The 18,716-nt window shown below is 69.6% G+C and carries 20 protein-coding genes; 15 read left to right on the forward strand and 5 right to left on the reverse strand.

The annotated features are described in order from the left end of the window. Position 1: 1 nt before the first annotated feature. From ACIA8R_RS45050 to ACIA8R_RS45060, 3 genes are all read right to left on the reverse strand, one after another. Complete coding sequence (locus ACIA8R_RS45050; protein ID WP_364100530.1) at positions 2 to 391, reverse strand: antibiotic biosynthesis monooxygenase family protein; 390 nt, start codon at positions 389 to 391, stop codon at positions 2 to 4. A gap of 31 nt (positions 392 to 422) precedes the next feature. Continuing rightward, the gene (locus ACIA8R_RS45055; protein ID WP_397043902.1) at positions 423 to 1,094 is read right to left on the reverse strand and encodes an NAD(P)-dependent oxidoreductase; all 672 of its coding nucleotides are present in this window, start codon (positions 1,092 to 1,094) and stop codon (positions 423 to 425) included. A 396-nt stretch (positions 1,095 to 1,490) separates the two neighbouring features. Continuing rightward, entirely contained in the window at positions 1,491 to 2,012 is a 522-nt protein-coding gene (locus tag ACIA8R_RS45060; RefSeq protein WP_397043904.1) for a response regulator transcription factor, read from the reverse strand. Between the two features lie 76 nt (positions 2,013 to 2,088). Between ACIA8R_RS45060 and ACIA8R_RS45065 the strand changes: the two genes are divergently transcribed. After that, a complete protein-coding gene (locus tag ACIA8R_RS45065; RefSeq protein ID WP_397043906.1) occupies positions 2,089 to 2,826 on the forward strand; it encodes a carbon-nitrogen hydrolase family protein in 738 nt (245 codons plus the stop codon). Positions 2,827 to 3,248: 422 nt separating this feature from the next. Here the strand turns inward: ACIA8R_RS45065 and ACIA8R_RS45070 are convergent, their stop codons facing one another. After that, on the reverse strand, positions 3,249 to 3,860 hold the full coding sequence (locus tag ACIA8R_RS45070; RefSeq protein WP_397043907.1) for a methyltransferase domain-containing protein: 612 nt from the start codon (positions 3,858 to 3,860) through the stop codon (positions 3,249 to 3,251). Between the two features lie 332 nt (positions 3,861 to 4,192). Here ACIA8R_RS45070 and ACIA8R_RS45075 point away from each other — a divergent pair, with 332 nt between their 5' ends. The 7 genes from ACIA8R_RS45075 (at position 4,193) to ACIA8R_RS45105 (ending at position 11,072) form a co-directional block, all read left to right on the forward strand. After that, entirely contained in the window at positions 4,193 to 4,852 is a 660-nt protein-coding gene (locus ACIA8R_RS45075; protein ID WP_397043909.1) for a glycosyltransferase family 2 protein, read from the forward strand. Between the two features lies 1 nt (position 4,853). Then, positions 4,854 to 5,507, forward strand: a complete 654-nt coding sequence (locus tag ACIA8R_RS45080) for a TIGR04282 family arsenosugar biosynthesis glycosyltransferase (protein WP_364100548.1) — start codon at positions 4,854 to 4,856, stop codon at positions 5,505 to 5,507. Continuing rightward, complete coding sequence (locus ACIA8R_RS45085) at positions 5,504 to 6,514, forward strand: NAD-dependent epimerase/dehydratase family protein (protein WP_364100551.1); 1,011 nt, start codon at positions 5,504 to 5,506, stop codon at positions 6,512 to 6,514. The genes ACIA8R_RS45080 and ACIA8R_RS45085 overlap by 4 nt, the downstream gene beginning before the upstream one ends. Next, positions 6,511 to 7,983: a glycosyltransferase 87 family protein gene (locus tag ACIA8R_RS45090; RefSeq protein WP_397043911.1), complete on the forward strand. Its 1,473-nt coding sequence runs from the start codon at positions 6,511 to 6,513 to the stop codon at positions 7,981 to 7,983. The genes ACIA8R_RS45085 and ACIA8R_RS45090 overlap by 4 nt, the downstream gene beginning before the upstream one ends. 187 nt (positions 7,984 to 8,170) lie before the next feature. Further along, positions 8,171 to 9,367 carry a molybdopterin-dependent oxidoreductase gene (locus ACIA8R_RS45095; protein WP_364100557.1) on the forward strand — a complete coding sequence of 399 codons (1,197 nt, stop codon included), beginning with the start codon at positions 8,171 to 8,173 and terminating at the stop codon, positions 9,365 to 9,367. After that, positions 9,364 to 9,876 carry a hypothetical protein gene (locus ACIA8R_RS45100; RefSeq protein ID WP_397043914.1) on the forward strand — a complete coding sequence of 171 codons (513 nt, stop codon included), beginning with the start codon at positions 9,364 to 9,366 and terminating at the stop codon, positions 9,874 to 9,876. Before ACIA8R_RS45095 ends, ACIA8R_RS45100 begins: the two co-directional genes overlap by 4 nt. After that, entirely contained in the window at positions 9,873 to 11,072 is a 1,200-nt protein-coding gene (locus ACIA8R_RS45105; protein ID WP_397043916.1) for a glycoside hydrolase family 15 protein, read from the forward strand. Before ACIA8R_RS45100 ends, ACIA8R_RS45105 begins: the two co-directional genes overlap by 4 nt. 406 nt (positions 11,073 to 11,478) lie before the next feature. On the opposite strand, the gene ACIA8R_RS45110 is transcribed toward ACIA8R_RS45105, so the two are convergent. After that, a complete protein-coding gene (locus ACIA8R_RS45110; RefSeq protein ID WP_397043918.1) occupies positions 11,479 to 11,715 on the reverse strand; it encodes a CbtA family protein in 237 nt (78 codons plus the stop codon). A gap of 130 nt (positions 11,716 to 11,845) precedes the next feature. On the opposite strand from ACIA8R_RS45110, the gene ACIA8R_RS45115 reads away from it, so the two are divergent. The 7 genes from ACIA8R_RS45115 to ACIA8R_RS45145 all read left to right on the forward strand — a co-directional run bounded on the left by ACIA8R_RS45115 (position 11,846) and on the right by ACIA8R_RS45145 (position 18,608). Continuing rightward, on the forward strand, positions 11,846 to 12,277 hold the full coding sequence (locus ACIA8R_RS45115; protein ID WP_397043920.1) for an ester cyclase: 432 nt from the start codon (positions 11,846 to 11,848) through the stop codon (positions 12,275 to 12,277). Positions 12,278 to 12,663: 386 nt separating this feature from the next. Next, positions 12,664 to 12,885, forward strand: a complete 222-nt coding sequence (locus ACIA8R_RS45120) for a hypothetical protein (protein ID WP_397043922.1) — start codon at positions 12,664 to 12,666, stop codon at positions 12,883 to 12,885. 296 nt (positions 12,886 to 13,181) lie between these two features. Next, a complete protein-coding gene (locus tag ACIA8R_RS45125) occupies positions 13,182 to 14,897 on the forward strand; it encodes an ABC transporter substrate-binding protein (RefSeq protein ID WP_397043924.1) in 1,716 nt (571 codons plus the stop codon). Then, positions 14,884 to 15,813, forward strand: a complete 930-nt coding sequence (locus ACIA8R_RS45130; RefSeq protein WP_357710152.1) for an ABC transporter permease — start codon at positions 14,884 to 14,886, stop codon at positions 15,811 to 15,813. The genes ACIA8R_RS45125 and ACIA8R_RS45130 overlap by 14 nt, the downstream gene beginning before the upstream one ends. Beyond that, a complete protein-coding gene (locus ACIA8R_RS45135; protein WP_357710154.1) occupies positions 15,810 to 16,796 on the forward strand; it encodes an ABC transporter permease in 987 nt (328 codons plus the stop codon). The genes ACIA8R_RS45130 and ACIA8R_RS45135 overlap by 4 nt, the downstream gene beginning before the upstream one ends. Beyond that, positions 16,789 to 17,823: an ABC transporter ATP-binding protein gene (locus ACIA8R_RS45140; protein ID WP_364100583.1), complete on the forward strand. Its 1,035-nt coding sequence runs from the start codon at positions 16,789 to 16,791 to the stop codon at positions 17,821 to 17,823. Before ACIA8R_RS45135 ends, ACIA8R_RS45140 begins: the two co-directional genes overlap by 8 nt. Beyond that, on the forward strand, positions 17,820 to 18,608 hold the full coding sequence (locus tag ACIA8R_RS45145; protein ID WP_357710159.1) for an ATP-binding cassette domain-containing protein: 789 nt from the start codon (positions 17,820 to 17,822) through the stop codon (positions 18,606 to 18,608). Before ACIA8R_RS45140 ends, ACIA8R_RS45145 begins: the two co-directional genes overlap by 4 nt. Positions 18,609 to 18,716: the final 108 nt, after the last annotated feature.

The following is an 18,716-nucleotide window of genomic DNA, read 5'->3' on the forward strand; positions in this document are numbered from 1 at the left end:
TTCAGCGCGTCACTGGCGTGGTGCTTCCGTCGCGGGAGGGCTGGAGGTCGACGATGACCTCGTAGACGCTGGGCCGCGCGGTGATGTGCAGGCCGGGATCATTGAGCAGGCGCCGCGCGCTCTCCTGCCATTCGGGTCTGCCCAGCGCCTCTTCGAGCCGCCTCCCGCTCTCCCAGTGAGCCACGTTGACGAAACGCAGCTCGGCGTCGTCGATCATCGATCGGTGCAGCCGCGCGCGGACGAATCCCGGCTGTCTTGCCATGATCTCGGCGTTCTCCATCCACAGCGGCAGGAACGTCTCCGACTCCTCCACCGGGACGGTGAAGGCGTTGATCATGGTGATCGGCTCGTCAACCGGCGTTTCGGTACGGGTGATCGGAACTTCATTCACGATTTCTCCCTTGTGATCGGTGAGGAGAGGGTCAGTTCGCCATGCCGATGATCTGCTCGACCGTTTCCGGCCGGTCGAGCACCGCGAGCATGGCGTGGGCCACGTCGGCGCGTGAGACGTACCGGCCGCCCGGCACGTTCTGGCCCACCGCCGTCCGGTAGGCGCCGGTCACCGGCTTGTCGGTCAGTTGCACCGGCCGGAGCACCGTCCAGTCCAGGCCGCTGTCGCGCACGTCGTCCTCCATGACGGCCAGGTCGAGGTACTGCGGACGGAGCGCGGCCTTGACGATCGGATAGACCACGTAGCGCAGGAACGGCCCGTCGCCGGGGTCGTGCCGGGGCGGGTTGGGCCGGCCGGGAGAGGGGGTGGTGCCCACCGGGGCGGCGCTCACCACGACCAGCCGACGGGTCCCGGCGACCTGCATCGCCGCGAGGATCGCCTTGGTGCCCTTGGAGGCCACCCCGGCCGCGGCGTTGTTCGGCGGGCCGAGCGCCGACAGGACGGCATCGGCTCCTTCGACGGCGGGCAGCAGCGTCGTGACGTCGGCCGTGGCCAGGTCGGCGGCACGCACGACGCGGACCGGCTTCCCGTCCAGCCTGGCCGGACTCCGTACGACGGCCGTGACGTCGTGCCCCTTGGCCAGAGCCTGGTCGAGCAGCTGCCGGCCGACGCCGCCACTGGCGCCGAAGACGGTGAGTTTCATGGACGATTCCCTCCGGGTTCGTGAAAGGGGGTTGCCGAGGCAGGCGATCCCTGCGCGTGGGCGGCGGCGGCCGGCGGGACAGCCTCGAAGACGCCCCAGTCGCTGCCATATACGGACACCCACTTGCTCGCGTTTCGTCTTCGCCTGTATGACGACGCGGGCACGGCGAAGGTGACGACTCCCGCGAGGGACGCTCCGCGAGGTGTCGGCGGCCGAGCCCGTTCCGTCGCCTCCATGACCCGGCGCGCGGCGGAGATGTGACAGCGGGAGTGGTCACATTCGTCGGGTCTCCGGCGTCATGGTCATGACCAGCGGACGGCCGTTGGTGTGACCCGAGAGGAATCTCGATGACCGTGTCAAGCGGACGCTGCCGCCCGAGACGATGGTGCTCACCGGTCACAGAGAGGCGACCACGATCGGAGCTGAGGCTCCACGCCTGGCCGAATGGCCGGCATGGGGCCACCGACAGGGCGGTGTCGGGGAGGTCGTGAGGGCAGGGGCGGGTGCCGCGCCCGCGGCCACGTGCCGCCTGACCTGCTCGTCGCTCACCTGGCCGTCGCGGACCAGGGCCTCCAGGACCCGGTCGTGCAAGATGCGGCCGTTCCTGGCGCGCTCCTGTTCGGCGGCCAGCCTGGCCACCTGTTCTCGCGTCTCGTCCAGTTCGGCGGCGTTCCTGCACAGCAGGGAGGTGACGCACCAGGCGATGCCCGCGTTGACCCAGATGGCTCGCTCGGCGATCCGGTCCAGGGCGGCGGCGATCAGCTGGGCCTTGTTGCCTACCTGCAGCTTGCGCCGGATCCGCTCGACGTGGGTGTCGACCGTGGACTTCTTGATGCCCATCCGGCGGGCGATCTGGTCGTAGGTGAAGCCTTGCGCGATATGGGTGAGCACCTCCTCCTCGCGCGGCGCCAGCGGCACTGCCGGGAACCGCTGCGCTCGCAGGACATGACCGTCATTCCTCTGGATAAGCCACAGTGGAGGAGTGAACGTCCTCTTGGTTCAACCCCCCATCTGGTCTCCCGACGGCCACGCCAACTTCGACGCCATCGAGGAGCTGGCCGGGCGCGAGCCGGTGCGCGGCGACGTGCTGCTCCTGCCCGAGCTGGCCGGGTCCTCGTTGTCGCGCGCCGACTACCTGGCCCGGGTCGCCGCCCTGGCCGCGGGCACCGGCGCGACGGTCGCCGGCGGTTCCCACTACGACCGCACCGAGGCGGGCCTGGTCAACCGGGGTGCAGTGATCGATCCGTCTGGCGCGCTGGTGGCCGAGTACGACAAGGTCCACCCCTATGACGTCGAGCGCCGCTCGGGCGTGGTGCCGGGCAGGGCCGGGGGCGCGTTCGAACTGGCCGGACGCCGCCTGCGCGTGCTGCTCTGCGCCGACCTGTGGTACTCGGCGACCCTGGCCGGACAGGACGACCTCGACGTCGTCCTGGTCTCCGCCTTCTCCGTCACCCGCTGGGACGGCCCCCGCCCCGCCCGCGCGCTGTGGCGGCACATGAGCGTGGCGCGGGCGTACGAGTTCATGACGTACGTCGCGGTCAGCGACTGGCATCACGAGGCCGCCTACCAGGGCCGGCCGTGCGCGGGCGTGACCGGGTTCGCCAACCCCTGCCCCGAAGCCGCCGACGACTTCTTCACCGCCTGCCCGGACGCGCCGCTGTCCTCCTGCCTGCTCGACCTCGACCGCCTCGACGCCTTCCGGCACGATCGCGCGCACCGGGGGTTCAGGTAGGGTGCGCCACACCGGGTTCGTACGCCGCCGCCTTCGCGGCCGAGCACCGTACCGGGCCACGACCAACCGCCCGCTGCCGTCCTCGACGCGGACGTGACGGGCGGTGGCCAGGCAGCAGGTGCTGGACGGCGCGGTGCTCGCCGTTCGACGCGACATGGAGGCGACCGGCGTCCCCGGGCGGCTCGGTTTCGACTCCCCGGAGTGGGACGATTTGGGCCACCTGCGCGTCGCACGATGCATCGCGCTGTCACGCAGCTTCTCGGAGAGGGCCTGCTGGCCAGTACGCCGGGGCCGGGATTTCCGCGCAGCACCCTCGTCGGACTGACCGCTGCGGGTTGCCGGCGTCGTGACGTCGCCTTGGGGATCCTTCATGAACTGGAACAAGATCTCGACAGACGACTGGGGCCCGCGGCACTGGCGGGTCATGAGAGGGAGGCGAACCATCGCCCCGCCGCGTTCCAGCGTTCGACGGTGGGGAACCCGGACCGCCGGGCAAGGGGGGCGATGTCGTCGATCGACACGGTCGCCCAGGTGAACCAGTCGCCCGTACGCCCGGCCTGGCGCAACCGTACGGTGTGGACCCCGCTGGGTGAACCCGGGGGCGAAAGTTCGGCGATCACCGTGCCTCCTGGCCTGACCAGCTCGCGCAGGCGCCGGAGGAGGACATCCGGGTCGCCGCCGATGCCGATGTTGCCGTCGGCCAGGAGCACCTCGGCCCACCGCCCTGTTCCTGGAAGGGGTTGGAAGACGCATCTGCGCAGTGCCAGGCCGCCGGCGCGGCGGGTCAGCTCCACGGCCAAGGGCGCGATGTCGATGCCCATGGCGGGAATCCCCATCCGGGCGAGCGCAACGGTCAGTCTTCCGGGCCCCGAACCGACATCGAGAGTGGGGCCGCCGCATCTGGCCAGAATGTGTTCGTCGCCCTCGTTGTACCGGAGCCAGCGCTCGGCGGAGAGCGGCTGTATCAGGCCGTCGGAATATTCGATTTCCACGGCTCTGCCATTGAGGCAGTCTTCGTAGAGAGTGCCGATCACGCGGCTTTTCCTAGTGGTGGGCGATGTTCGCGCGGCTACCGATGATCATGTGTAAACACTACCCCGACGAGTCGGCGCCGATCCTTACGAGGCTCTTACGGGCGCAAGGACATGACAGCCTGGCAAAAGTGCGTCCATCAGGCCCTCAGTGAAAAGCCAAGTATGACGGAGCAGGACAAGCCGCATGTCCCGCCGGGAACAAAGGGCTCAGCGGTCCAAACCGCGAGGACGACCATGAAACTGTATTTCCGTGGACCCGAGCCGGTCATTTCTCGGAACGACGTCATCCTTTCGTAAGGGAAATGGCGCTGTCGCCGCGTTAGCGTCGGCCCATGGAGATCGACGTGGTCCTGCCCTGCCTGAATGAGGAGGCGGCCCTGCCCTGGGTGCTCGGGCGGATGCCGCCCGGCTTCCGCCCGATCGTGGTCGACAACGGTTCGACCGACGGATCCGCGAGGGTCGCGGCGGAGTTCGGCGCGATGGTGGTGACCGAGCCTCGGCCCGGATTCGGCGCCGCGTGCCACGCGGGGCTGACGGCCGCGACGGCTGACGTGGTGTGCTTCATGGACGCCGACGCGTCCCTCGATCCCGGGCAGTTGCCGCGCGTCACCGGGCCGGTTCTGGCGGGTGAGGCCGATCTGGTGCTCGGCCGCCGTGTCCTTGGGCGGGGCGCCTCCTGGCCGGTGCACGCCCGGCTCGGCAACGCCGTGCTGGCTCGGAAGCTGCGCCGCCGTACCGGTGCCGACCTGCACGACCTGGGGCCGATGCGGGCGTGCGGACGTGCCGCCCTGCTGGCCTTGGAGCTGGTGGACCGCCGGTTCGGCTACCCCCTGGAGATGGTGCTGCGCGCCGGTGCGGCCGGCTGGCGGATCGCCGAGGTCGAGGTGGACTATCTGGCCCGTACGGGGAGGTCGAAGGTGACCGGTACGGTGCGCGGCACGCTCCGGACGATCGGCGACATGCGCCGGGTCATGGCCGACAGGGCGGTATGACGTGAGTCCGCACCATGCCGGTGGCGCGCAGCTCCTGGTGATCGCCAAGGAGCCCGTACCGGGAAAGGTGAAGACGCGCCTGACCCCGCCCTGCACTCCGCGTGAGGCCGCGACGCTGGCGGGCGCCGCTTTGGAGGACACGTTGCGGACGGTCACCCGGGTCCCGGCGGGCCGCCGCGTGATCGCTCTCGACGGGGCTCCCGGAGCGTGGCTGCCGCCCGGGTTCACCATCGTCCCGCAGCGCGGGGACGGCCTGGACGAGAGGCTCGCCGCCGCGTTCGACGACGCCCACCGGCTCTCGCCCACCCCGATCGTACTCATCGGCATGGACACCCCGCAGGTGACCGCCGGTCTGCTGGCCGGCGCCCTGTCGTTGCTCGGCGCCCACGACGCGGTGTTCGGACCCGCGACCGACGGCGGGTTCTGGCTGCTCGGGCTGCGCGCACCCGATCCCGATCTGCTGCTCGGCGTGCCGATGTCCGAGCCGACCACAGGAGAGATCCAGTTGAACAGACTGACCGAGGCCGGGATGAGCGTCGCCTGCCTGCCCTGCCTGACCGATGTGGACACCATGGCGGACGCGATCGAGGTGGCGGCGCTGGCTCCCCGCTCCCGCTTCGCCGCCGCGCTCGCCGGAACGGCGGTGTTGTCGTGATCGACGGCGAGGCGAAGGTACTGGTCACCGGCGCGGCCGGATTCATCGGGAGTCATGTGACGGAGGCACTGGAAGCGGCCGGACATGAGGTGGTCCGCCTCGACCTCAGGAGCGGCGAAGATGTGCGCGACGCCGTCGCGCTCGACCGGTCGATGGCAGGGGTCGACGTCGTCGTGCACCAAGCGGCCAAGGTCGGGCTCGGCGTGAACGTGGCCGACCTTCCGGACTACGCCTCGGTCAACGTGTACGGCACGGCGGTGCTGCTCGCGGCGATGGCCCGGCATGGGATCGGGCGGCTGGTGCTGGCCTCCTCGATGGTGGTCTACGGCGAGGGCGCCTACGACTGTCCTGGTCACGGCCGGGTACGGCCCGCACCGCGTGCCGCCGCCGCTCTGGCACGCGGCCACTTCGAACCTCGTTGCCCTCGGTGCGACTCGGAGATGGTCCACGCCGCCATCGACGAGAACGCGCCGACGGATCCCCGCAACGCGTACGCCACCAGCAAGCTGGCACAGGAGCATCTGGCCGCCAACTGGGCACGCGAGACCGGCGGCACGGTCGTCGCTTTGCGGTACCACAACGTGTACGGGCCGAGGATGCCACGGGACACGCCGTACTCGGGGGTGGCGGCGATCTTCAGATCCGCGCTGGAGGCCGGTCGAGCGCCCGAGGTGTTCGAGGACGGCAGGCAGTTGCGGGACTTCGTCCACGTCCACGACGTCGCCCGCGCGAACGTCGCCGCGCTCTCCGGCGGCCGGCCCGGCCTGTTGGCCGCGTACAACATCGCCAGTGGGGAGCCGCGCAGCATCGGCGACATGGCGGCGGCACTGGCCGGTCAGTGTGGCGGGCCGGAGCCGGTGACGACGGGGAAGTACCGGTTGGGCGACGTCCGCCACATCGTGGCGGCTCCACACAAGGCGAACGCGGAACTCGGCTTCCACGCCCGGATCGGGTTCGACGAAGGCATGAAGGAGTTCGCCACCGCACCCCTGGCCTGCCCGGCGTGATCCGCCGCACGGCGGGAACGGCCCTCCTGCTGGTCGCCCTGGCTGGGACGCTCGCGTGGGCGATCGGTCAGGACGCCGTTCCCGCAGACCGCCGCGGCTTGTTCTGGCCGTACGCGCTCGCCTGGGCGTTCTTCTGTGCGGCCCTATGGGCCGTGCGCGGGCTGCCCACACGCCAGGCGATGTGCCTGCTGGTCGCCGGTGGGATCGCCGTGACCGCCACCGGCCTCCTTTCGCCGCCCGCCACCAGCACCGATTCCTACCGCTACGTCTGGGACGGACGGGTTCAGGCCGCAGGTGTCTCGCCCTACGACCACGCACCGGCCGAGGCGGCACTGGCGCGGCTGCGCGATCACTGGCTCTTCCCCCGCGGCGACGGCTGCGAGGGGCCCGATCGTTACCCGATCCCCTCCGGGGACACGGTCGCGTCGTGCACGCGGATCAACCGCCCCGGCGTGCACACCATCTATCCGCCGCTGGCGGAGGCGTACTTCCTCCTGGTGCACGGACTCTCTCCCGAAGGGGCACGGCACAAGCCGGTGCAGATCGCCGGTGCGCTGCTGGCGTTCGCGACCTCGGCCGTGCTGCTGATCGCGCTCGGCCGGCGGGCCGGCACCCGGGGCAATGCCGCGGCGTACACCGCCTGTTACGCATGGTGTCCCGCCGTCCCGCTCGAACTGGTGAACAACGCCCACGTCGACGGGCTCGGTGTCCTGCTCGCCGTCATCGCCCTGAGCACGGTGAACCGGCACAGGGGCCTCGGCGGTGCACTGCTCGGCGCGGCGACCGCGGTCAAGCTGCTGCCCGCCGTCACCGTCCCCGGCGCACTCTCCGGGGTTCTCGCGGCAGACGGAAGGACACCGGCGCGCCGGATGCTCGACGCTCTGGCCGTCCTCGGCCCCGCCGCTCTCGTCGTGGCGCTCGCCTATCTGCCGTACGCGCTCGCCTCGCGCGGCTCGGTACTCGGATACCTCTTCGGGTACCTGACCGAGGAGGGTTACGACGATGCCGGCCGCAGGGGCCGGTACGCATTGCTGCGACTGGTCCTTCCCGGCTCGTGGGCGTTGGCCGCGGCCCTGGTCATCGTCGGGATCGTGATCTTCCACGTCCTGCGCCACGGTGACGCGGACCGGCCGTGGCAGGGCGCGCTGTCGGTGACCGGGGTGGGGTTCCTCGTGTTCACGCCCGGCTATTCCTGGTACGCCGTACTGATCGTCGCGCTGGTCGCCCTCGACGGTCGGTGGGAGTGGCTCGGCGTCCCGCTGGCGAGTGGCGCGGCCTACATGGGCACCGGCGCCGGCTTCGGGACCATCGCCTACGCCCTCGCCGCGCTGATGGTGACCGCCGGATTCGTCGCACGCGCGGTCCGCTCTCCAAACGGCAGCGCGTACAACTCCCTGAGACTGCGAAGAGCGGCCGGACATTGCCGAATGGGTGCCGGGACGTGGCTTTGGAAGGACCGTTTTCGGTGAGGAGACCGACAGCCGACATTGGATTTCAGGGGGCTCGGTGCCGGATTCATCGCATGGGCGCGATCGTGAAGTCAAGCCCGACAAGAAGAGCCGCCTGGCCGCGCGCCTCAGGAGGTGGAGCCGGCCGCCCGGGCCGTTCCGGCCAGAATTTTGGCGCAGCCCGCTACGCGGTCCCTGGCTGACCTCGGTGCTCGGATTGATCCTGCTAGCTGGGATCACCATCGTCGCGATCACCGGGCTGATGTCGTACGCCGCTTACGAGCCGAGACTACCGGGCAACGACACGACCCCCGGCAGGGGGCTGCTGGGCTTCTACCTGTTCGACTGGCCCACGGACCCGGTCTGGTTGTACCGGGTCACCCAGGGCGCGCACGTCATCGGCGGGCTGACACTGGTGCCGATACTGCTGGCCAAGCTGTGGTCGGTCATCCCCAAGCTGTTCTCCTGGCCGCCCGCCCGCTCCGTGGCGGAGGCCGCCGAGCGGGCCGGCCTGCTGCTCCTGGTCGGGGGTGCGGTATTCCAGTTCGTGACCGGGATTCTCAACGTCCAGCTCTTCTACGTCTTCCCGTTCTCCTTCTACCCGGCCCACTTTTATGGCGCGTGGATCTTCCTGGCCGCGTTCGTCGTCCACGTCGTCATCAAGCTGCCCCGCGTCATCCACACGCTGCGGACGTACGGTCTGCGCGACTACCTGCGTACTTCTGTGGGGGACACCCGCCCGGAGCCGCCGGACCCTGATGGCCTGGTCGCCGCCGACCCGGCGCCTCCCACGATGTCCAGGCGCGGCCTGCTGGCCTTCGCCGGCGGCGGCTCGCTGGTCATGTTCGGCCTGTCCGTCGGCCAGTGCGTCGACGGGCCGTTGCGCCGTACCGCGCTGCTCGCTCCTCATGGGCGCTTCTACGGTACTGGCCCTAACGACTTCCAGGTCAACAAGACGGCGGCGAGCCTCGGCGTCACACCGGCCCAGACAGGCGAGCTCTGGAGGCTGACACTCACGGGACCGAACCGGCTGGAACTCTCCCGCGCGGACCTGCTGGCGATGCCGCTGTACACCTACGCCTTGCCGATCGCCTGTGTGGAGGGCTGGTCGACCGTCCAGACCTGGACCGGCGTACGGCTGGCCGACCTCGGCCGCCTCATCGGGATCCGAACCGGCTCGACAGGTGTCACCGCCAGGTCTCTGCAACGCGGGGGCTATTTCGGCCAGGCCTCGCTCAGCGCCGCGCAGGTGGCCGACCCGCGCTCGCTGCTGGCACTACGGGTCAACGGCGCCGACCTGTCCCTCGACCACGGCTACCCGGCGCGGGTCATCGTCCCCAACGCTCCCGGAGTCCACAACACGAAGTGGGTACGCGAGCTCGACTTCACCCAGGAACGATCTTGAACGGCCGCAGCCGATGGGCCAGAACCTACGGCGCCCCTCCATGGCACTTGCTCGCACTCGCCCTCTGTTTCCTGGTCGCCGCCTACGCCGCCACCCGGGTGGTCGAAGCAGGGATCTGGCCGGGCTTTCTGGTGTGGTTCGTGGGGGCCGTCATCCTCCATGATCTGGTGCTGTTCCCTCTTTACTCCGCCGCCGACCTCGCCGCCCGATCTTCCACCGCACGTGCCCGTCGCCGTGGTCGTACGGCTGCTCGGCCTCGGCATCGGCCGACGGGGCGGCGGCCGGCTCCGATCAACTACCTGCGCGTGCCGACCGCGTTCTCCGGCCTGCTACTGCTGGTGTGGTTCCCACTCATCCTGAGCGGCGCCGAGCCCAACTACAGGGCGGCGGTCGGCTTGAGCACCATCCCTTATCTCAACCGATGGATTCTGGTCACCCTGGTGCTCTTCGCTGCCTCAGCACTGCTCTACGTGTTGCGACGCCTGGCTGCGGGGCGGTTCGGCCGTTGAGCGCCCGGCCGATCGGCGACTACGCGATGCTGTCGGACTGCCGGTCCGCCGCGCTGGTCACGTCCGACGGCTCTGTCGACTGGCTGTGTCTGCCGCGTTTCGACAGCCTGGCGATCTTCGCCCGGCTGCTGGACGAAGAGGCCGGCTGCTGGACGATCCGGCCGGCCTGTCCGGCCGAGGTGACTCGCCGGTACGTCGAGGACACCCTTGTGCTGGAGACCACGTTCCGGACGCGCGAGGGCACCTTGGTGCTCCTGGATGCTCTCACCCTGCGCGCGGGACAGAACGTCGGCCAGGCCTGGGCGCCCGACCCGCCGCGCCGTACCTCCTGGGCCGTCGCGCGCCGGATCCGCGACACCGTCGCGGGATGGCGCTCCTGGTCACGCGGTCACGCCGACTACGAGGGGCCCTGGCGCCGGCACGTCAACCACAGCGGCCGGGTTCTACGCGCGATGACCTACGCCCCGACGGGGGCCATGGTGGCCGCGGTCACCACTTCCCTGCCGGAAAGCATCGGCGGAGAGCGCAACTGGGACTACCGCTACACATGGGTGCGCGATGCCAGCTTCACCCTGCACGCCCTGAACACGGCCACCTGCGAGGAGGAGGAAACGGCTTTCTTCACCTTCCTGTCCCGCGTTTGCGCGACCCAGGTCGACGCGGGCCCGGACCTGCAGATCATGTACGGCATCGGCGGCGAGCGCGACCTGAGTGAACGGCGGCCATCGCATCTGTGGGGGTGGCGGGACAGCGCACCCGTACGGGTCGGCAACGACGCCTGGCGTCAGCGTCAGCTCGACGTGTACGGCGAACTGCTCGACGCCGCCCACCAGACCTACCGGGACATCGGCCCGTTCGACCCCCTCACCCGCTCGCTGCTGATCGGAGTGGCCGAGACCGCCGCGCGCCGCCGGCAGGAGCCCGATCAGAGTCTGTGGGAGGTCCGAGGCTCCAGCCGGCACTTCACGCACTCCAAGCTGATGTGCTGGGTGGGACTGGACAGGGCGATCGCCCTGGCCCCGGTGCTGGGGGCCGCCTCCCGGGTCGCCGACTGGACACGCGTCCGAGACGAGATCCACGCCGCGATCCTGACCCGGGGATGGAATGAGCAGGCGGGTGCCTTCACCCAGACGTTCGAGACCGCCGCCTCCTGCGCCGACGACGTCGGCCTGCTCAGCGAAGAGGCAGACGGCTGAGCCCGCTCGGCCCAGATGATCGGCCTGCCGCCACGCAGTCGGGCCGTCCTGGACGCCCTTCGCGCGCCTCATTTCCGCCGGAACCGCGAGATGGCGATCGCACAGAGTGTGACGACGGTCAGGAGCACCAGCCCGCCGACCAACGGCGCGTCGCGGGGATAGTGAGGCAGGTGTGCCTGCAGTGCGAGAGGGGTGACAGGGACTGTGCCGACGCCCCAGAGGGACACGCCTCGGCGGCAGTGACATCCCGAAATGATGACCATCACAACCTCTTGACTCGTCATGACGGCAAGGGGCCGTAACGGCGTCCTGCCCGGCCTGACCATCTTCATGCCCGTCGCCGGGACTGTACGGTCACTGGCTCCGGCCTACTTCTGGTGGTGACTCAACCTTCGGTGAGAATCGCTCAACCTTCGCGGCGAGAGGACATTTCGGGAGCGTGAGAACAACGGTGCAACTCCTGATCAAGGAGAACGCTCGCCCAGCCGAACAGCATGCCGAACGCCGTCCAGAAGACCGACTGGGGGCCGATCGCGGCAAGCCGGAACGCCCGTGGCAGCGTGGCGGGGAACCCTTCGGGCGCCCCGTTGACCGTCGGCAGCAGCCACCGCGCGGCGACGACGGGTATGAGGAAGGCGACCACATGCCGGAGCGCGTCCGACGGAAACGCCGAGAATTCTACCGTGTCGAGTAAGCAGATTTAGCAAGCGTTGGCAAGTCGACCGCATATCGGTAGTTACGTTGGGCATCGAGCGATGGGAGGATCTGGTGCCATGAATGTTGCCCGCGAGATACGTGACCGATATACGGCCGCATTCAACGCTCACGACATGGAGGCGCTACTTCGCACCTTCAGCCCGACTGGGGTGTCCATCAGCCCTGAAGGAGTGTCTCAGGGGCATGCCGAGCTGGCCTCCTATCTGGAGGAGTTCTGGGCGGCATTCCCCGACGTCCAGGCGGTGATCATGGAGTCCTTCGAAAGTGAATCCACAACCGTTGACGAGCTCCTTATGGTAGGCACACATAGGGGGCCGTATGTCCTGGCCGACGGACAGGTGGTTTCCGCGACGGGTCGCGCCATCCGGTTGCGATGCTGTTATGTCTGCACAGTGGAAGACGGGCTCATGGCGAGTTTGCGCCTGTATTTTGATCAATTGGAGCTGCTCACCCAGCTCTCCTGCACCATGACTTTGCCTGATGCCTAGCGGATTATTGATTCGGTAATCGCACGGCATGCTGCGGTCCCGGGTGACTTTCAGGCTGGGCTTGGCTCGCGGCCCGCTGGACGAGGGTGGCCTGCATGATGAGCACGGTCCCCGATGAGGGCAGTGGCGTGGACGGTCTTCCACGCCTTCGACGTCGTGACGGCGCTTGGTCGGCGATCCGGAGCGGCGGCGTCGACGGGAACCTCGCCTCCGAGGCCACATCGAGAAGATGTGGCTACGGACAAGGGCCCTCAGGCCCACCTGGATCGACACCTCCCCATGCGGCGCCCGGATCCTGGTCGTGGAGACCACCCTCACCGTCCAGCCGATCTTCCCGGCGGCGTCCGTCCGCCTCTGCAACGCGGTCAGGATCTTGGCACGACCAGATGGCGAGCTTCACGGCTGTCACCACCGAGCGCGTCACCACCGAGCGCGTCACCACCGAGCGCGTCACCGCCGGTGGCGCCACCGCGCCGGACGTGGATCCGGCCGCCCTGGGCGCGGCGCTGACCTGGCTCGGGGAGCGCCTCCACTATCTCGCCACCCTCGACGTGGCCCCTTCAACGATGAGGACACCCTCGTCGAGGTCCTCACCCACATCTGGATGACCTCCCTCTACGGCGAGCCGGAAGCCCAGGCGCCGAGATTCGGAGTGCTCACTGGCCCGGCGACCGGCGAGCCCCCATGCCGGGTCCCGTGGGTGTGCGCCGCGGTCTTCCGGCCGCCGGGGTTGCCGGACTATCATTGACGCCGCGCGCGCGGATCCCCGCGATCTTTCAGAAAATCTGAAAGATCCGGTGCAGAACTCCTCGATGGACGCGTGCTCTCGCTCGCCAACAGACTCCCTTCCTGAGATCCACAGCGGACCCGACCGATCGGGGCCGCTTCACAGGAAGCGCGATCTATGGCGAATCGATCCCGGAGAGTGGTGCCCGCAGGGCTCGCCCTCGTCCTGGCCCTCGTGACGGCGGGCTGCAACGCGAACTCGCAGTCCACCTCGCAGTCCACAGAGCCGACGACGGGCAAGAACGCGGCGCCGCTGGAGTCCGTGCCCAAGGGCGGGACCCTGCACTACCTCTCGCGGCGCGCTACCGAGTCCTTCGAGACCGCCAACGCGCAGATGGTGCCGACCAGCCGGCTGCGGTGGGTGCACCGCGGGCTGACGTCGTGGCGGACCCTCCCCGACAAGGACACGGTCCTCGTCCCGGACCTCGCCACCGACACCGGTACGACGGACGACGGCGGCAAGACGTGGACCTTCACGTTGAAGGAGGGCTTGAAGTTCTCCGACGGCAGCCCCATCACCGCCCAGGACGTGAAGTACGGCATCGAGCGGTCGTTCGCGCCGATGTTCCAGGGTGGCCTCGGCTACCACAAGACGCTGCTGGTCGGCGGCACCGACTACGACGGCCCGTACGACGGCAAGGAGCTCGACTCCATCGAGGTCGCCGGTGACCACAAGATCGTCTTCCGGCTGAAGCGTCCGTTCGGCAACTGGCCGTGGATCGTCAGCATGCCGGCCTTCGCGCCGGTGCCGGCCGCCGCCGACACCAAGCCGGAGACATACGGCGAGCACCCGGTCGCCAGCGGCCCGTACCAGGTGACGAGCTTCCGCAAGGGGGCGCAGGCGGTGCTGGACCGCAACCCGAACTGGACGGCCGACAGCGACCAGGTACGGTTCGCCGGCCCGGACAAGATCGTCCTTGACATGGGCCTGAACAACGACACGATCGTGCAGCGCCTCATCGACGACAAGGGCGAGGACCAGACCGCGATCAGCAACGCGCTCATCTCGCCGTCGCAGTTCCAGCGGATCCAGTCCGACCCGTCGATCTCCGACCGCATGGCCAACAGCCCCTCGGGCTACTTCCGCTACCTCGCCATGAACGTCAAGCGCCCGGGCCTGTCCGACGTCCGCGTACGGCAGGCGATCAACTACGCGGTCAACAAGGCCGAGGTGCAGAGCGTGTACGGCGGTCCGAAGTTCGGCGGCCAGATCGCCTCGACCATCATGACGCCCGGCATCCCCGGCTACACCGAGTACAACCTGTACGACGGCGGTGACACCGGCGACGTCGGCAAGGCGAAGGAACTGCTCGCCGCCGCCGGCGTCTCCGACCTGAAGCTCACGCTGACCTATCCGACCGACGTGAGCGCGATCGAGGAGAAGGAAGCCCAGAGCATCAAGAACTCGCTGGTGCGGGTCGGCGTCAAGGTCGAGCTCAAGGGCCTGGACGCCAACACCTGGTCCGAGCTCATCTCGTCCGCCGACGGCGACTACGACCTGACGACGAACGGCTGGGGAGCGGACTTCCCGAGCGGCATGAGCACCATCCAGCCGCTGTTCGCGTCGAGCGAGATCGGCAACGGCGGCGGAAACGCCTCGAAGTTCTCCGACCCCAAGGTGGACGCCGCGATCGACGCCGCGATCGCGGAGCCGGACCTCGACAAGGCCGCCAAGATGTGGGCCGCGATCGACAGGCAGATCATGGAGGACGCCCCGGTCGTGCCGATCCTCGTGCAGCGCACGCAGGCCCTGGCCGGCTCGAAGATCATGAACTACTTCATCCCCGCCTACCCGCCGTTCGCGAACGAGTTGGTCGTCGGTGTCGATCGCTGAGATCCAGCAGGCGGAGGGCCGGGGCACCTCGGTCCTCGGCCGCTTCCTCCGCAAGCGGTCCGGCGTCGCCGGCCTGGTCATGCTGGTCGTGCCGCTCGTCGCGGGGCTCTGTGCCCCGCTGCTCGTGTGGATGGAGGGGCAGGACCCGAACACCCTGCACACCGACGTGCTCGACCCGGACGGCGGCCGTCCGCTGGGCGCCTTCGGTGGCGTCAGCGCCGACCACTGGCTCGGTGTCGTCCCGGTGACGGGTGTCGACCTGTTCGCCCAGATCGTCTACGGCATCCGCTCGTCGCTGTTCATCGCCTTCGGGGCGAGCATCCTGTCGATCGCCTTCGCCGCCGTCCTCGGTACGGCGATCGGGTACTTCGGCGGCTGGCTCAACGCCGTCGCGGGGCGGGTGATCGACTTCATGTTCGGCTTCCCGGGCCTGATGTTCGTCATCGCGATCATGGCGATCGTGCCGCCGGAGATGCCGCGGGGCCTGGTCCTCGTGCTGGTGCTGGCCTTCTTCGGCTGGACCGTCCCGGCCCGGATCATCGGCGCCCAGGCCGGCGCCGTCAACGCCCGCGCCTTCGTCGAGGCGGCGCGCGCGAGCGGGGCCGCGCCCTGGCAGATCATCCGCAGGGAGATGCTGCCGCACCTCTTCGGCCTGGTCGTCGTCCTGTTCGCGATGTCACTGCCCGGCAACGTCAGCGTGGTCGCGGGACTGTCGTTCCTCGGCGTCGGCCTGCGTGGCGACGTTCCCGACCTCGGCAAACTGCTTTCGGACTCGCTGCCGTGGATCTACAGCGGCGCGGACGTCTGGTACATGCTCTTCCCGGGCGCCGTGGTGTTCCTGATCGTTTTCGGCGCCACGCTCGCCGGTGACGCGCTGCGCGACGTCCTCGACGTGCGCATGGAGGATGCTGCATGATCGTCTACATTGCCCGCCGCATGGCCACCGCGGTGTTCATGCTCCTCGCGATCGCCTTCGTGACGATAGCCCTGTTCTTCGGGGCCTCGAAGGACCCGGCCCGCGCCATGTGCGGCAAGCCGTGCCCGCCCGAGACCCGGGCCAAGGTCAGCGCCTACATGCAGACCGACCAGAGCCCGGTGTGGCAGTACGCCGAGTTCGTGAAGGGCCTCTTCACCGGCCGTACGTACGGCGAGGGCACCCAGCAGGTGCACTGCCAGGCGCCCTGCTTCGGCTACTCGTTCCCGAACCGCAGCGACGTCACGACGCTCATCGCCGAGCGGCTGCCCGTCACGTTGTCGCTCGCGTTGGGCGCGGCCGTCCTGTGCCTCGTCGTGGGCATCGGCCTCGGCGCGTTGTCGGCGATACGCAAGGGCGGGATCGTCGACCGGTTCTCGATCGGCTTCGCGATGTTCGGGTTGTCGGTCCCGACCTTCCTCGTCGGTCTGCTCGTCGTCCAGGTCTTCGGCTTCATGCTCAACGCGCTGCCGTACTCCGGCTTCGTGCCGTTCTCGGAGTCACCGGCGGATTGGGCCTGGCACCTGATCGGCCCGTGGATGGTGCTGTCGTTCATCCTCGCCGCCGGCTACATCCGGGTCACCCGCACCCAGCTGCTCAACGAACTCTCGGCCGACCACCTCGTCGCGATGACCGCGCGTGGCGCGTCGGCCCGGCGGGTGAACCGGCACGCCGTCCGCGGCGTGATGGTGCCGGTCGTGGCGATGTTCGCGCTCGACGTCACCGCGCTCTTGGGCGGCTCGGTGATCGCGGAGAAGGTGTTCAGCCTGCACGGGCTCGGCGACCTGCTGCTGTCCGGCGTGAACGAGTCCGACCTGAGCATCGTCGTCGGGGTGACGCTCTTCTCCGCCTTCCTCATCATCGTCGGCAATCTGATCGCCGACCTGCTGATGCCGCTTCTCGACCCGAGGATCCGCCGTGCCTGACCCCGTACTCCAGGTCGAGGACCTGTGCGTCTCGTTCACCGGCGGCGGCGTCACCGCCGATGTCGTGCGGGACCTCTCCGTGAGGCTGGACGGCGGCCGCACGCTCGCCGTGGTCGGCGAGTCGGGGTCGGGCAAGACGATCACCGGCCGGGCGATCATGCGGCTCCTGCCGCGCGGGGCGAGCGCCCGGGGCCGGATCGTCGTCGCCGGGCGGGAGATGCTCTCCGCCGACGAGCGCGAGCTGCGCCGGGCCCGCGGCTCCGACGTGGCCATGGTGTTCCAGGACTCGATGTCCGCGCTCAGCCCGTACCTCGACATCGGCGCGCACATCGCCCAGGCGGTCCGCCTGCACGACCCGTCGGTCACCCGTCGCGCCGCGCGGGCCCGTGCGGTCGAGATGCTCGACCGGGTCGGCATCCCCGAGCCCGCGGAGGCCGTACGCCGCTTCCCGCACGAGTTCTCGGGCGGCATGCGGCAACGCGCGGTGATCGCGATGGCCCTGGTGAACCGGCCGGCGCTGCTCATCGCCGACGAGCCGACCACCGCGCTCGACGTGACGGTGCAGGCGCAGATCCTGGCCCTGCTCCGCGGGCTCCAGCAGGAGTACGGCATGGCGATGCTCCTGATCACCCACGACTTCGGGGTGGTGGCGAGCGCGGCGGACGACGTCCTCGTGCTGTACGCCGGCCGCCAGGCCGAGTACGGCAGCCTCCGCGACATCTTCGATCAGCCTGCCCACCCGTACACCGCCGGTCTCCGCGCGGCCACGCCGCGGCTGGACGCCCGGCTCGACATCGGCGGGGAGCGGACGCGGCTGCGCGCCATCCCCGGCACGCCCACGTCGCTGCGCGACGCCGGACCGGGTTGCGCCTTCGCGCCGCGCTGCGGCTTCGCCGACCAGGTCGGCGCACGCTGTGTCGCGGAGGTACCGCTGCCCACCGTCCGCCCGGCCGGCGAGGGCGGCGGCGTGCACCTCGCGGCCTGCCACCTCGACCGTCTCCCCGAACCGCAGGAGGTCGCCCGGTGAGCGAGCCGATCCTGGAGATGACCGACGTCAGCAAGCGGTACCGCACCGCCGGTGGCTTCGGCCGAGGCCGCAAGGGCTTCCTCGCCGTGGACGGCGTCTCGCTCCATGTCGAGCGGGGCGAGGCGCTCGGCCTGGTCGGCGAGTCCGGCTCGGGCAAGTCCACGCTGGCGCGGATGGCCAACGGCCTGGTGGTGCCGACGTCCGGCACCGTCCGTACGGACGGGCAGGACGTCGCCCGCCTCGGCCGGCGAGGACTACGGCGGCTGCGGCGCAACGTCGCCATGGTCTTCCAGGACCCGCTGGCGTCGCTGAACCCGCTGCAGACCGTGCGGCAGACGCTGGAGAACGTCTTCCGCGCGCACGGCGAGACGACGTCGACCGCCGAACTGGTCGCGCTGCTGGAGTCGGTCGGCCTCGGCGCCGACTACCTGGGGCGCTACCCGCACGAGGCGTCCGGCGGGCAGCTCCAGCGCGTCGCCGTGGCACGCGCGCTCGCCCTCAAGCCGGATCTGATCATCGCGGACGAGCCGACCTCGGCGCTCGACGTGTCAGTGCGTGCCCAGATCCTCAACCTGCTGGCCGACCTGCAGCGCGACCAGGGGATCTCGTTCCTCCACGTCAGCCACGACCTGGCGGTGATCCGGCTCTACAGCGACCGTGTCGCCGTCATGCAGCGCGGCCGCATCGTCGAGACCGGCTCGTCCGACGAGATCTTCCGCTCCCCGCGGCACCCCTGCACACGCGCGCTGGTCGAGGCGACACCGGAGGCTGAGCTGCTGACCTGACCTGACCGGCGGGAGCGTTGCGCGACGCCGAAGAGGCGTGCCACGATCACGACCATGATCCATTGAACGACAACCGTCGTGAGCCGGCCGGGGGCCGGTGCGACAGAG

The organism is Nonomuraea sp. NPDC051191, from assembly GCF_044455665.1.
In the GTDB taxonomy this organism is placed as follows: Bacteria; Actinomycetota; Actinomycetes; order Streptosporangiales; family Streptosporangiaceae; genus Nonomuraea.

What these genes read in the sequence shown, in the direction of transcription:
- ACIA8R_RS45055 (WP_397043902.1), bottom strand. Translation starts at nt 1,094, where the DNA reads ATGAAACTCACCGTCTTCGGCGCCAGTGGCGGCGTCGGCCGGCAGCTG.
- ACIA8R_RS45075 (WP_397043909.1), top strand. Translation starts at nt 4,193, where the DNA reads ATGGAGATCGACGTGGTCCTGCCCTGCCTGAATGAGGAGGCGGCCCTG.
- ACIA8R_RS45115 (WP_397043920.1), top strand. Translation starts at nt 11,846, where the DNA reads ATGAATGTTGCCCGCGAGATACGTGACCGATATACGGCCGCATTCAAC.
- ACIA8R_RS45120 (WP_397043922.1), top strand. Translation starts at nt 12,664, where the DNA reads ATGGCGAGCTTCACGGCTGTCACCACCGAGCGCGTCACCACCGAGCGC.
- ACIA8R_RS45125 (WP_397043924.1), top strand. Translation starts at nt 13,182, where the DNA reads ATGGCGAATCGATCCCGGAGAGTGGTGCCCGCAGGGCTCGCCCTCGTC.
- ACIA8R_RS45135 (WP_357710154.1), top strand. Translation starts at nt 15,810, where the DNA reads ATGATCGTCTACATTGCCCGCCGCATGGCCACCGCGGTGTTCATGCTC.